This is a genomic window from Roseovarius sp. EC-HK134 (genome assembly GCF_902498815.1).
GTDB classification, from domain to species: Bacteria; Pseudomonadota; Alphaproteobacteria; order Rhodobacterales; family Rhodobacteraceae; genus Roseovarius; species Roseovarius mucosus_A.
Genome location: NZ_LR701543.1, coordinates 240,524 through 253,036 on the forward strand (window position 1 = coordinate 240,524; position 12,513 = coordinate 253,036).

At 62.6% G+C, this 12,513-nt stretch carries 13 protein-coding genes and 1 pseudogene; 11 read left to right on the top strand and 3 right to left on the bottom strand.

The annotated features are described in order from the left end of the window. Window positions 1-106: 106 nt before the first annotated feature. The 5 genes from GC127_RS03980 (at window position 107) to GC127_RS03995 (ending at window position 5,387) form a co-directional block, all read left to right on the top strand. Complete coding sequence (locus GC127_RS03980; protein ID WP_151976577.1) at window positions 107-2,284, top strand: ParB/RepB/Spo0J family partition protein; 2,178 nt, start codon at window positions 107-109, stop codon at window positions 2,282-2,284. Window positions 2,285-2,383: 99 nt separating this feature from the next. After that, entirely contained in the window at window positions 2,384-2,857 is a 474-nt protein-coding gene (locus GC127_RS03985; RefSeq protein WP_151976579.1) for a hypothetical protein, read from the top strand. Window positions 2,858-3,243: 386 nt separating this feature from the next. After that, entirely contained in the window at window positions 3,244-3,408 is a 165-nt protein-coding gene (locus GC127_RS22740; RefSeq protein WP_199861184.1) for a hypothetical protein, read from the top strand. Between the two features lie 285 nt (window positions 3,409-3,693). Next, a complete protein-coding gene (locus tag GC127_RS03990; RefSeq protein ID WP_151976581.1) occupies window positions 3,694-4,317 on the top strand; it encodes a hypothetical protein in 624 nt (207 codons plus the stop codon). Next, entirely contained in the window at window positions 4,317-5,387 is a 1,071-nt protein-coding gene (locus GC127_RS03995; RefSeq protein ID WP_067296439.1) for an ImmA/IrrE family metallo-endopeptidase, read from the top strand. The genes GC127_RS03990 and GC127_RS03995 overlap by 1 nt, the downstream gene beginning before the upstream one ends. Window positions 5,388-5,518: 131 nt before the next feature. Here GC127_RS03995 and GC127_RS04000 read toward each other — a convergent pair whose 3' ends face one another. Beyond that, a complete protein-coding gene (locus tag GC127_RS04000; protein WP_151976583.1) occupies window positions 5,519-5,839 on the bottom strand; it encodes an H-NS family nucleoid-associated regulatory protein in 321 nt (106 codons plus the stop codon). 428 nt (window positions 5,840-6,267) lie between these two features. Here GC127_RS04000 and GC127_RS04005 point away from each other — a divergent pair, with 428 nt between their 5' ends. Beyond that, a complete protein-coding gene (locus GC127_RS04005; protein ID WP_151976585.1) occupies window positions 6,268-6,672 on the top strand; it encodes a single-stranded DNA-binding protein in 405 nt (134 codons plus the stop codon). A 130-nt stretch (window positions 6,673-6,802) separates the two neighbouring features. Here GC127_RS04005 and chrA read toward each other — a convergent pair whose 3' ends face one another. Beyond that, window positions 6,803-8,170 carry a chromate efflux transporter gene (chrA, locus tag GC127_RS04010; protein ID WP_151976587.1) on the bottom strand — a complete coding sequence of 456 codons (1,368 nt, stop codon included), beginning with the start codon at window positions 8,168-8,170 and terminating at the stop codon, window positions 6,803-6,805. Then, window positions 8,170-8,991, bottom strand: coding sequence for a sulfurtransferase/chromate resistance protein (locus tag GC127_RS04015; RefSeq protein WP_109535017.1), 822 nt, complete (start codon window positions 8,989-8,991; stop codon window positions 8,170-8,172). Before GC127_RS04015 ends, chrA begins: the two co-directional genes overlap by 1 nt. Window positions 8,992-9,305: 314 nt before the next feature. Between GC127_RS04015 and GC127_RS04020 the strand changes: the two genes are divergently transcribed. The 5 genes and pseudogenes from GC127_RS04020 to GC127_RS22980 all read left to right on the top strand — a co-directional run. Continuing rightward, on the top strand, window positions 9,306-10,505 hold the full coding sequence (locus GC127_RS04020) for a DUF932 domain-containing protein (protein WP_151976589.1): 1,200 nt from the start codon (window positions 9,306-9,308) through the stop codon (window positions 10,503-10,505). Between the two features lie 127 nt (window positions 10,506-10,632). Beyond that, complete coding sequence (locus tag GC127_RS04025) at window positions 10,633-11,073, top strand: RadC family protein (protein WP_114276349.1); 441 nt, start codon at window positions 10,633-10,635, stop codon at window positions 11,071-11,073. Window positions 11,074-11,181: 108 nt separating this feature from the next. Then, window positions 11,182-11,700 carry a DNA repair protein RadC gene (locus GC127_RS04030; RefSeq protein WP_151976591.1) on the top strand — a complete coding sequence of 173 codons (519 nt, stop codon included), beginning with the start codon at window positions 11,182-11,184 and terminating at the stop codon, window positions 11,698-11,700. 103 nt (window positions 11,701-11,803) lie between these two features. Further along, the gene (locus GC127_RS04035; RefSeq protein ID WP_151976593.1) at window positions 11,804-12,295 is read left to right on the top strand and encodes a DUF6878 family protein; all 492 of its coding nucleotides are present in this window, start codon (window positions 11,804-11,806) and stop codon (window positions 12,293-12,295) included. 10 nt (window positions 12,296-12,305) lie between these two features. Next, window positions 12,306-12,513: pseudogene (locus GC127_RS22980) on the top strand (hypothetical protein); the annotation flags it as partial.

A 12,513-nucleotide genomic window follows, 5' to 3' on the forward strand; every position in this document is an offset into this window, starting at 1 on the left:
TAGTTCCAACCCTAAGGTCATCGAGAGGGAAAGGAGTGTTGGTTTGAGGGTGACGGGAAGTGAGATCGGGAGAGTGGCTTCCGGCGCCCGTCGTGGAGAAGATCTGATGACGAAAGCTGTCCAGAAAATTACCCTGTCCCCTTCACGGGATATCCCTTTCGACAAGCTGGTGCTGAGCCAGTCCAATGTGCGGCGCATCAAGGCTGGCGTGTCCGTCGAGGAACTGGCCGAAGACATCGGCCGCCGCGGCCTCTTGCAGAGCCTGAGCGTTCGGCCCGTCTTGGCTAACGATGGTACCGAGACCGGCAAGTTCGAGATACCGGCCGGGGGTCGCCGGTTCCAGGCATTGTCCTTGCTGGTGAAGCAAAAGCGGTTGGCGAAGACGACGCCCATTCCTTGCATCGTGCGCGATGCTGCGTCCGACATCCTGGCCGAGGACGATTCCCTTGCAGAAAACATGCAGCGCGTCGCGCTGCACCCGCTCGACCAGTTCCGCGCGTTTGTGGCGCTGCGGGACAAAGGTCAGAGCGATGCAGAGATTGCTGCCGCCTTCTTCGTGACGCCGCAGATCGTGAAGCAGCGCCTCAAACTCGCCGCCGTCGCCCCTGCCCTGCTTGAGGTCTATGCCGAGGATGACATGACACTGGAGCAGCTCATGGCCTTCACCGTGAACCCCGATCACGCGCGTCAGGTTCAGGTCTGGGATGTGATCCATTCATCCTGGAACAAGGAGCCATTCCAAATCCGGCGGATGCTGACCGAGACCTCGGTCCGGGCGTCTGACCGACGCGCGGTCTTTGTGGGTGTTGAGGCCTATGAAGCGGCGGGCGGCACGATGCTACATGACCTGTTCCAAGGTGATGATGGTGGCTGGCTCGAAGACCCTGCTCTGCTAAATCGGCTGGTGACGGAAAAACTCCAGGCCGAGGCTGAGACGGTTGCGGTTGAGGGCTGGAAGTGGATCGAGGTCGCACTCGACCTGCCCTATGGATACAGCCACGGTCTGCGGTCCCTGTCCGGCGATCCGGCACCGATGACGGATGACGAAGGCGCGGCCCATGCCAAGCTGCTCGCCGAGTATAGGGCGCTTGAGGAGGAATACGCAGGGCATGATGACATCCCCGACGAGATCGACACGCGGCTTGGCGTTTTGGAAACGGAGATGGAAAAGATTGAGACCCGGCCGTTGATCTTCGACGCGGAGGAGATCGGGCGGGCAGGGGCGTTCGTCACGCTCGACCGCTACGGCGCTCTGGCCGTCTATCGCGGGTATGTACGCCCAGAGGATGAGACCGTTGAGGAGACCGCGGGCGAGGATGGTACTGATCCTGCGGTGGCGGGGCAGGGGGCTGATCGCGATCTCACCGATGGCTATGGCAGTGCCGCTCATGGCGGGACCGTCATCATGTCGGGTGGCCAGCCGATCGGAGCTGACTTGCCGGAGGATGAGGATGACGGAGCGCTGAAGCCACTGCCCGAGCGGTTGGTCATGGAATTGACGGCCCACCGGACGCTGGCGCTGCGTGAAGCGATCGGGCGCTCGCCGGATGTCGCGCTGACACTCCTGCTCCTGAAGCTGGTGACTGACACCTTCCGCACCTCATCTGCTTCGGGCAGCTGTCTCGAGGCATCCGTGCGTCAGGTCTATATGTCAGCGCAAGCGCCCGATCTGAAAGACAGCGTGGTGGCGAAGCTGGTCGACGAGCGTCATGCGGAATGGGAAGCCGATCTGCCGCTTGGCGATGATGCAGCGCTCTGGGACTATCTGACGGACCTCGATCAGGGCAGTCGGTTGGCCTTGCTGGCGCATTGCCTCAGCTTCGGCGTCAACGCGCTGCATGAGAAGGTGAACCCATACGGTGCAGGCATCTCCGCAGGCGGTCTGACCCGGCGGATGGCGCATTCCGATCTCGTGGCGCGTGCCACAGATCTCGATATGGTCGAGGCGGGCTGGGAGCCGACGGTCGACACCTATCTCAACCGCGTGCCCAAGGCCCGCATCCTCGAGGCCGTGCGGGAGGCGAAAGGGGAGGGGACTGCCCAGCTCCTCGATCACCTGAAGAAAAGCGAGATGGCCAGTGAGGCCGAGCGCCTGCTGAAGGGCAGCGGCTGGTTGCCCGAGGTCCTGCGCCGGAACGATCTCGTGGCGCTGGACGGTGAGGACCGTGCCGAAGGGCAGGGGGCGGATGCCGAAGTGGCTGACAGCGTCAGTGAAGCTGACCTTCCTGCATTCCTGACGGATGACCTGCTTGCTCAAGGCGCATCGATGCTGGCCGCCGAATAACGTGATCCAGTGGGGGGCGGAGATTCCGCCCCAAATCACCCTATAGTATAACAATATCAATAAGATGAATGCAATTACTCGCATTCAGAATGAGGAATCATGTCTGCAACAACCATCATCGACACCGCACCCCTCGGGGCGCTCATTCGCTACACTGACGGCAGCCCCAAGCCACCGGCACGCTTCACCAAGAAGCTGGCGGCCTGGGAGCGTTCGAACGGTGTCGGCCGCCTTGTAAAAAAGGAGCCACCCCGGCCTTACGCGACCTGGACTGCTCCCGCGTCGTTCACGCTGCATGAAGGCAACTTCGCTTCGGACGGGGTGATCCTCGTCACCATCATGCGCAGCCATTCCGCTGACAGCGCCCTCGTCTTCGAGGTGGCCGAGGAGCCGAAGCCCGGGCAGGTGCGCGTGCTTCTGGACTTCGGCGGCAACACGGAGCTGCTGCATCTAGCGGAGTCCGTCACTGCGGCCGAGCTTTGGATCGCCAAAGAAGGATACCGCAATGCGCGACTTGAAATCGTCGGCAATGAAGAGGGCGAAAGGGCAGGGGGCGCGGACCTGGCCGCCTGAGCCCAACTGAAACCGAGGGCCCGCCTCAGCGCGGGCCTCTCACCGACCACACCCTCGTCCCGCTATGACGCGGGGCGCCAAAGGAACCATCCCCAAGGAAGGACGTCTTCAACCAAGATCTAGGCCGGAAGGCTGGCGGCGTTCCAAACATCAGCAGGACAACCGGCTCCTGACGTTGGGGGACCATCCCCCGCTCGCCATTCCCTTCCTTGGCCCGAATCCCGTCTTCGAGATCAACCCGCGAGGGGTCGGACTACGGGCAAGCCCGTGCCGCCGGATGGATTCGGACGAGCCGAACGCACCCGGTGATGTCAGCCAGTATTCGGGCCTTCGAGGTCCTGTCGCGCGGGGGATGGTCCCCCGCCTCCAAGACAGGAGCCAAACAGATGTCCCGCAAAGATGCACACGCCTTCGCCGCCTCCCTCGCCGCCACGCTCATGGTCTCGATCGTCGTCTTCCAGGCAGGAGATGGCACCTTCGGCGCCGTCCCCGCCGATGAAATCCACGGCGACGAGGTCGTGATCGTCTCGGAGTACGATCCCTTCGGGTGAGGCTTTGGCCTCACTTCCCGAAGGCCCGGGCACGGCGCAGGTGCGCCTCCGGGCCTATCGCCGACCAAGTGATCGGCGATGCCGATCTGAGGCACGCCGGTGTGCCACCCTGGCGCAGATCGTGGTGCGCACAGGCCGCTGGGAGCCGACCTTCACCGCGAAGCGCACGAATGGCAGCGCAAAGCAGCGGGCTGACACTACAACCATCGAAGCATCGGGAAAATTTCACTTGCCTTTAAGAAACACAACATCGTATGATGTAGAAAATCTTAAAGGGGCTGAGCATTGCCGTCATTCAACACCGTGATCGTCTCCACGCTGGTGGACGTTGAAACCCGCCTTGAGGACTTTGGCGTCACTCGCCAGCAGATCATGGCTATCGGACAAACCGCCCGCGCCTATGGGGACGACGCCAGCCCCTCCATGCCGCTCAACGCGGCTGGAATGTTGTCTTACATTCACGGCGTTGGCGAACTCCGCCAGCAGCTTGTCGGTCCTGACTACGTGCCGGACAGAACTTGCGGCATTGAAGCGGTTGTAAAACGTGATCGCACTGTCCGCATTGGCTTCCAGAACGTTGATAAATGCTGTGTCAATATGCCGCCCCTGCCACGCTCCGAAAAGGGTAGCGGCGCGGAAAGCCTTTCTGGACCCGATTTGTTCGTCAACGCAGGTATGAAACCCGGCCCCCTCACCGCCGTATTGAAGGACGGTATCCGTACCTACTATGTCATGGTTGGCCTTGATGGCAGTGTGGAACTGTCTTGTCCCGTGATCGAAAAGGGTAAGTTTGTTCACTGGATGGAACGGATATACATCTATTCGCCTGACAGCGACTGGGAGGCAGACCCGCAAACCGATACCGGCCCCATTGAAGACTTCGACATCACCGTTTCCTTCAAACACTAATGTTCAACGCAGATCGTCTCAAAACAGCCCGCGAACGGCGGATGCTGACAGCGAAGGGACTCGCAGAGCGCGTAGGCGTGTCTGCGGTCACTCTCTCAAAGTATGAAAACGGGCATCCGCCCGATGAAGCGACAGCGAAGCGCCTGGCGTTCGCGCTTTCCTATCCAATTGATTTCTTTTACCGGGAAGCGCCAGAGCGTATTGATACCGACGCCGTTAGCTTCCGCAGTCTGTCGCGGATGAAGGCCAAAGAGCGCCGAGCTGCAGAAGCAGCGGGATCGTTGGGAATCGAGCTTTACGAGTGGATCGACTCCCGCTTCAACCTGCCCGCCGCCGACCTTATCGACCTGAGCAAAGAGCGCAGCCGCCCGCATGTCGCCGCCCGCCTTCTGCGCCAGCATTGGGGCATAGGCGACAGGCCTATAGGAAACGTTCTCAAGCTGATCGAGTCAAAGGGTATTCGCGTCCTTTCCCTGTCGGAAGCGACCAAGCATGTTGACGCTTTCTCGTTTTGGCGCGGGGAACATCCCTATGTTTTCTTGAACCAAGAGAAGACGGCGGAACGGTCCATCTTTGATACGGCACATGAGCTTGGACACCTTGTCTTGCATCACCACGCAGGGTCGAAAGCCGACAAAGAGGCAGAGACGCAGGCCGACAGATTTGCATCGGCATTCCTCATGCCCGAAAACGACATGATGGACTATGCGCACCTTTTCACAGTTGGGCAGATCATTTCGGCCAAGAAGCGTTGGAAGGTATCGGCCATGGCCTTGGCATACCGCCTCAATTCTCTGGGCTATATCAGCGAATGGAACTACCGTTCTTTGCTGATCGAGCTTGGGAAGCGAGGCTATCGAAGCGGCGAGCCAGACGGAATCGAGCGTGAGGTTTCGACCGTGCTCGCAAAGGTCTTGGCCGCTCTTTGGTCAAAGGGCATGACTAAGGACGACATCGCCAAAGACCTTGGGATTCCTTTGGGGGAAATCGAGGCCCTTATTTTCCGACTGTCGCCAGATCAACGGGCCGTTAATGAGCCGCACAAACCGGCGCTGCGAGTGGTGAAGTAGCACTGCAAAGCCGGATCCATGAAAGTGTGACGATCCCCGATTCGGCAGTTAATTGTCCGCTCTGTCCAGCCCTGTCATTTCCCGATGCTGTATAGAAAGGCGGTTCAGGGTCGATCGCGTAGGTCAGGCCTTTAACTGACGGCGAGGTCGCTCGCGGTCTTTCCCGCTTCCAGTGCTTCCACGAACCACTGCGGTTTGCGCCCTCGGCCGGACCAGGTGAGTGCCGGGTTTTCAGGGTGCCGGTATTTCGCCACGACAGGCGCTCGCAAGGATTTCGTTTTGGTGCCCACGAGTTCGGCAAGAGAGTAGCCCAGATCCCGTGCGACTGCTTCCACCTTGGCGCGGGCTTCCGCCTTCTGCCGATCCTCGAACGTGGAGATGGCCTTGGCGACGTCCCTCTTCATTTTGTTTAGCTCGCTGAGCGACAGTGCCTCGAGATCGTAATCAGCCATTGGTGCGGTCCGTGTCCTGAATGATCCGGTATCGATAGCCCGTCGATGCAAGGCGCCGCAACTCCCGGAAGGCTGGGGCAGGGGTGGCCGAAGCTGTTGATCGCCGTTTCGTCGCCAGGGAGGTGCTGAATTGGGGGTCAGGCTGTCCCGATTGGCAGGATGACAGGGTCTGGCATGGGCTCCCCGCGCATCTCTGTCTTCTGGTCCATCCCTTCGACTGACAATCCCCTAACCCCGTTCGGTCTCCTGCGCGCAACCCCGCGTCAGCCCGGGCCGTGTTGGCCGCCTGTGGCGTCCTGCCCGCTCCACCCCGGTCCTCTGGGGGTTTCCGGCGTCCGTTCCGTTCACCGTGCACGCGTCACCCGACGGGCTTTTTCCGGGTCTTGTCGAAGGGACGGTCCCAAAGACAGGAAACACAGGAGCTAATCATGCAGAACATCGTCATCCTCGCCGGCAACATCGGTCAAAAACCCGAAACCCGCACCACCCAGGGCGGCACCAACATCACCAACTTCAGCCTCGCCACCTCTCGCCCCCGCCTCTCGGAAGGTCGCGTCCTGCGCGACGAGAACGGCTACCGGGTCATGGACACCGAATGGCACCGCATCACTTGCTTCAACGGTCTCGGCAAGACGGTCGCGGAGCATTGCGAAAAGGGCATGAAGGTCCTCGTCCACGGCCGCATCCACTACACCAAGTGGATCGACAGCATGGGGAACGACCGCTACGGCTGCGAGATCATCGCCGAGAAGGTCGACTTCCTGAGCCGGCCGAAGTCGGCCGAGAGCGAAAACCCCGAGCTGGTCGACCGCGACGACGAGATCCCGTTCTGAGAACGGGGTCTCCCCTTGGGCCCGGCGGGACAACCCGCCGGGTTCGGGGCGATCTCGGCCTTTGGCGGCTGGGCAAACTGCTTTGCACTCTTCCTGGAGTCGGGTGCCTCTATCCGGCATGTCGACGACATCATGTCCAGCCAAGGGCAGCGAGCGCCATCCCTGCCAGCGCACAGCCAGTTAGAACCGTCACTGGGCCAAGCTTGAACTGGAACACCGCCAGAACGGCGCCAAGCACCAGCGCCGCAGCCGCCAGATTGATCGAGGACCAGACAGGCACATCGAGATCGGGCCCGAAGGATGCGATCGTCCTTACCTCGTCGAAAACCACATGAAGCCCAAACCAGACAGCGAGGTTCAGGATGACGCCGACCACGGCTGCGGTGATGGCGGTCAGCGCGGCTGTCAGGAGCGCGTTGTCGCGCAGGCGCTCGATGAAGGGGGCCCCGAGGAAAATCCAGAGGAAGCAGGGCGTGAATGTCACCCAAGTCGTCAGAAGCCCGCCCAGTGTGCCGGCCGCGAGGGGCGACAGCCCGGTCGCCTCGCGGAACGCGCCCATGAAGCCCACGAACTGCGTGACCATGATCAGGGGGCCGGGCGTGGTTTCCGCCATGCCGAGACCGTCCAGCATTTCACCTGGGGCGAGCCAGCCGAAATTCTGCACCGCTTCCTGCGCGACATAGGCCAGCACCGCATAGGCGCCGCCGAAGGTGACGACGGCCATGACGCTGAAGAAGCCTGCGATCTGAGAAAAGACATTGGCAGGGCCGAGCAGGACGAACAGAAGGGCAACCGGGGCCAGCCAGAGCATGAGGAACACCGTCGAGATGCGAAATGCCCAAGCCCGATTGACCCGTGTGTGTTCGGGAGACGCCTCGCCCAGCAGCGTATCGGCGTCATCGACCTGGACCTTGCCGACCTTGCCGTGTCCGCCGCCCCCATGGAATGCTGGCAGGCCCGCCCGCGCGCCGAAGAAGCCGATGAGGCCAGCGAGCAGGATGATCAGCGGAAACGGCACCGCGAAACCGAAGATCGCCACGAAAGACGCGGCGGCGATGGCGACCATTGCGCCGTTCTTGAGTGCGCGCGAGCCGATGCGGATGACCGCCTGCACCACGATGGCCAGCACCGCGGCCTTGAGCCCGAAGAACAGCGCCTCGACAGGTCCGACATTGCCATAGAGCGCATAGATCCAGCTCAAGCCCATGATGGCGATGACGCCGGGCAGCACAAAGAGGACGCCCGCGATGATGCCGCCCAGCGTGCGGTGCATCAGCCAGCCGATATAGACGGCAAGCTGCATGGCCTCCGGACCCGGCAGCAGCATGCAGTAGTTCAGCGCATGCAGGAACCGCTTCTCGCCCAGCCAGCGCTGTTCCTCGACAAGTATGCGGTGCATCAGCGCGATCTGTCCGGCGGGGCCACCGAAGCTCAGAAGGCCGATGCGGGCCCAGATGCGGGTGGCCTCGGCCAGGGTGGGATAAACACGGTCCTGCATCAGTCTGCCTTCGGCTTGTTGGTGGGCCAGTTGTGGGTCTCGTCAGTTGCGTCCCGCGCCCATCGGTAGAAGGCGTCGTAGAGCAGCATCCCGGCCTCCAGCTGCTCCAGATCGTCGGAGAACATGCGCGACAGACCGAGCGAGGCGGCCAGCAGCCCCGCAGCTTCGGGCGCGAGATCGAGCCGGGCGGTATCGGCTCCGCGCACGATTGTCGCGAGCCGGTCGAGGGCAGGGATGTTCAGGCCGAACTCGGCAAGCAGGACGTCAAAGGTGCAAAGCTCGCCCCGATGGCTCCAGAACACGTCTTCGATGTCGAAGGGCGCGGCGTTATAGCGTTCGGCGACGCCCACCACCTCGGCGGGTGCCACAAACAGGATGACCGCGCGGGGATCGAGAAACCGCCGGATCAGCCAGGGACAGGCGATGCGGTCGATCTTGGGCCGTGACCGCGTCACCCAAGTTGTGCGGCCCTGCGCGTCGCGCGCGGGCAGCCTCAAAGGATCGATCAGCGGCAGCCCGGCCAAGCGCCAGGCCTCGAACCCGCCATCGAGATACTCCGAGGCGCAGCCTTCGGCGCGCAGGATCGCGGCTGTGCCCTGGCTGCGCCGATGGCCCGCCTGACAGACGGCGATGGACGTCTGCCCGCCAAGCTGCACGGCAAGTGTAGCAAGATCCCGGTCGTCAGTCCTTATGGATCCGGGTAACAGGCGCGGATCGGTGGCGAAGTCTTCTTCGGACCGCACATCCAGCAAGAGCGGCGCGCGTGGGGTCCCGATGATGCGGGCAAGTTTTTCGGATGAAATAGCGTTAGGCGCAGGCATCTGCGTTCCTCCTAAGGTCAGGATATGCGGGAACGCGATCTTCGGCTGGCGCCTCGTGGGGCGGTCGCAAACCCCATATCACCACGTTTCAAGAAATTCTGCGAAATGTCAATCACATGAACCTGTAACATCAACTGTAGCTTCGCCAGACGGCAGACGCTCGCTCTCGAGTTGCCCATGCAAAAAGAACCCAATCAGTCGAAGGTCCGCTCTCCGCCATGGCCCGCCTACGAGAGTAAGAGGAGTGCCGGTTTCCCGGTGACAGGTTGAGGGTTGGGAGAGTGGCTTCCGGCGCCTGTCACGGGAGATATCCGATGGGTGTTGTAGAAGTTCTGGATCCGGTCGCACCGGCGCGAGCAGGTGGCTGGAAGGTGGACGTGAGCCGGGGTGAGCGGAATGGGCGGGTGTCGTCCGAATGGTTCAACCGGCCCGATGACGAGCGATATCTGTCGCTCGACGATCTCTGGGCCAACGTGAAGGGCCGGTCCGAGCGCAGCCGCAGCCGGGTCGTGCAGACCGCCGACATCCGCGTCGAGGCCGCGCGTGATAATCCCGAACGGTTGCACTTGATGCTGCCGAAAGCGCATGAACCGGTCGCGCCCACGCACTGGGCCTTCGGCCAGCTTGCCAGCATCGTCGGCGCACCGGCCTCCTACCTGCGGCAGCTGCCCGCGCCGCTGGCGGGCATCAACCTGCAATACGGGCTGACCAACCACCGCGCCGAGCAGGTGAAGACTTTTGAGACCGAAGATGGCCGCACGGAACTGCGCGCGGTCACCGGCCCCGACTATGGCCGCATCCATGACCACGAACTGGTCGAGGCCGTGCAGCGCATCGCGGGCAATGGCACGGGCGACACGCGCTGGAAGGTGCCTGGCGTGCTCGACTGGTCGACCGGGGTCTACAACCCCGATGTCGAGATCAGCCGCGACACGACCACGCTCTATGCCTCGGACCGCGACGTCTTCCTGTTCCTTGTCGACGATCGCAACCCGATCGAGGCGGGCAAGTTGGCGGACGGCTCTCCCGACCTCTACTTTCGGGGCTTTTACTGCTGGAATTCGGAGGTGGGCGCCAAGACCCTCGGCATGGCGAGCTTCTACCTGAGGGCAGTGTGCCAGAACCGCAACCTCTGGGGCGTCGAGGATTTTCAGGAGATCCGGATCCGGCATTCGAAATACGCCGCCTCCCGCTTTGCCCATGAGGCGGCCCCGGCGCTGACGCGTTTCGCCAATTCCTCGCCGCAGGGGTTTGTGAACGGCATCAAGGCCGCGCGGCAGCAGATCGTGGCGCGCAGCGATGATGATCGCGCGGATTTCCTGCGCAAGCGGGGCTTCTCGAAGGCGGAGTCCGGCAAGATCATCGAGAAAGTGCTGATGGAAGAAGGCCGCCCGCCCGAGAGTATCTTCGACTTCGTGCAGGGCATCACGCGGCTTGCGCGCGACAAGACCCAGCAGGATGCCCGCCTCGACATGGAAGGGCGCGCCAAGAAGCTCCTCGACCGGGTCGGCTGACAGAGCCCCCACGCAGCGATCGCCCGACACCGGGGCGGTCGCTGTAGCCTTTTTCTCAACATGCACGCCGCTGGCCATGCCCCGAAAGGGCAGGGGGCTTCGGTGTGCAGATTTCAGCGAGACCCTCATGACCCCCCAGGAAGAAACCGTCATTCTCGAGGCCCGCGATATCCTCGGCCGCTACCTCAGCCAGAACCCGGTCATCGGCAGCTGGCAGGCGCTGATGGACTATTGCGCTCTGACCGTCCGAGGTCCCATCGAGCGATTCCATGTCCTCTATCTCGACCGCAAGAACCGCATAATCGCCGATGAGCTTTTGTCGACCGGCACAGTCGATCATGTGCCGGTCTATCCGCGCGAGGTGATCAAGCGGGCGCTGATGCTGAACGCCAGCGCCCTGATCCTGATCCACAACCACCCGTCGGGTGATCCGACGCCGTCCGAGGCTGATCTCAGCATGACCAAGGAGATCCAGAAGGGCTGCAAGTATCTCGGCCTGACGCTGCATGACCACATCATCGTCGGTGCCGGAACGGAGCTGAGCCTGCGGGCGCTCGGCAAGCTCTGACGCTGTGGCCAGGTCATCACCGTCGCCCCTTCCAGGAAGAGGGTGGCGGTTTGGTCTTTGACGGATGAGGCGGGGAGAGTGGCTTTCCGCGCCGTTGGAGACATTGCCATGTTTGACCTTCCCCTGCCGATCCAGCCGAGCCCGCGTCCGATGGGCCCTGTTCCAAATGGCGCGACTGTCGCTCCTGATCCCAGCCTGCCTTTCGCGCTGACGCGGATGCACCGGACGCCTGCAGCCCTGATGTCGGGCACCGCTGCCCCCGTGGTCGTTGAGCGTTTTGCGACCTTGGCTGATGCCATGCAAGGGGCGTTTGAGCTTGCCGAGGACAACGGCTCCGATGCAGCGCCGCAGCTTCTGGCAATCCTTGATTGCGACCAGCGCCTGGTTCTTGCCGGGGCCGCCAGTCATGGCGCTGTGGCTTGGTGTCACCCTGTCGCCAATGCTCTTGAGGCGCGGGCCGTTGTGACCGAGGCGGTTCAACTTCGCGCCCAGGCTGGCCGTGCCATTGATTGGCACGAGCCTGAATTGGCGCAGCGACTGCGTCACCGTGCCGATCTGCTGGATGCCCGCCTTGTCGACCCGCTCTGGCGCGTTTTTGCCGCCCGCGCTCTGCAGATCGCGGCGTGACGCCCGAGAGACAGAGGAGGGATGGGAGGGGTTTGAGCCTTCGGGGGGCAGAGGAGTGCGCCACCCGAGGGCTCTGACCTGTCCTCACCGAACGGAGACATCCATGACCCAGACTGAACCCACTCTGGCCGCGCCACTGCGGCCTTCCACCGTCGATTTCAGGGTGATCCTTGCCGCGCATGCCGAACGCACCGCCCGGACCCTTGCCCTGCGCCCGGGCAACAAAGACCGGCTCTTCGATGGCCTCATGGTCGCCGGCATCACCCATGTCACCGTGACTTTCGACGGTGCCGGGGACAGTGGCCAGATCGAAAGCATCGGCGCCTGGTCCGGCGAGACCGCCGTCGAGTTCCCAGCGACCGAGATCGCCTATGCGGCATTGACCTGGGACGACCCCGAGGTCGAGATGCGGCAGCTCTCGCTGGAGGATGTGGTCGAGCAACTCGCCTACGATTTCCTCTCCGATACCCATGGCGGTTGGGAAAACAACGACGGCGCCTACGGCGAGTTCTGCTTCGATGCCGCGGCCCGCTGCATCCACCTCGAGTTCAACGAACGGTTCACGTCATCCGAACTCTACACCCATGATTTCTGAGGGGGCGGCGATGGCACATCCATACCACCACGCCCTGTCCTCGGTGAAGAAATGGGGCGGCACGGTCGACTGCTACATGGCCGTGCATACTTGGTTCGATGTTATCCCGACAATCAAGCTGTTTTTGTTCTCCTGGCGGGGGTTTGTCGTGGTTGTCCATAGGAGGGCCCCCGCCGCCCGCGTAGCGCGGATACGCGCGCAGCGGAGCGGGCGGCGGG

What these genes read in the sequence shown, in the direction of transcription:
- GC127_RS03995 (WP_067296439.1), top strand. Translation starts at nt 4,317, where the DNA reads ATGTTCAACGCAGATCGTCTCAAAACAGCCCGCGAACGGCGGATGCTG.
- GC127_RS04030 (WP_151976591.1), top strand. Translation starts at nt 11,182, where the DNA reads ATGTTTGACCTTCCCCTGCCGATCCAGCCGAGCCCGCGTCCGATGGGC.
- GC127_RS04015 (WP_109535017.1), bottom strand. Translation starts at nt 8,991, where the DNA reads ATGCCTGCGCCTAACGCTATTTCATCCGAAAAACTTGCCCGCATCATC.
- GC127_RS03985 (WP_151976579.1), top strand. Translation starts at nt 2,384, where the DNA reads ATGTCTGCAACAACCATCATCGACACCGCACCCCTCGGGGCGCTCATT.
- GC127_RS04035 (WP_151976593.1), top strand. Translation starts at nt 11,804, where the DNA reads ATGACCCAGACTGAACCCACTCTGGCCGCGCCACTGCGGCCTTCCACC.
- GC127_RS04000 (WP_151976583.1), bottom strand. Translation starts at nt 5,839, where the DNA reads ATGGCTGATTACGATCTCGAGGCACTGTCGCTCAGCGAGCTAAACAAA.
- GC127_RS03980 (WP_151976577.1), top strand. Translation starts at nt 107, where the DNA reads ATGACGAAAGCTGTCCAGAAAATTACCCTGTCCCCTTCACGGGATATC.
- chrA (WP_151976587.1), bottom strand. Translation starts at nt 8,170, where the DNA reads ATGCAGGACCGTGTTTATCCCACCCTGGCCGAGGCCACCCGCATCTGG.
- GC127_RS04025 (WP_114276349.1), top strand. Translation starts at nt 10,633, where the DNA reads ATGACCCCCCAGGAAGAAACCGTCATTCTCGAGGCCCGCGATATCCTC.
- GC127_RS04020 (WP_151976589.1), top strand. Translation starts at nt 9,306, where the DNA reads ATGGGTGTTGTAGAAGTTCTGGATCCGGTCGCACCGGCGCGAGCAGGT.
- GC127_RS04005 (WP_151976585.1), top strand. Translation starts at nt 6,268, where the DNA reads ATGCAGAACATCGTCATCCTCGCCGGCAACATCGGTCAAAAACCCGAA.
- GC127_RS22740 (WP_199861184.1), top strand. Translation starts at nt 3,244, where the DNA reads ATGTCCCGCAAAGATGCACACGCCTTCGCCGCCTCCCTCGCCGCCACG.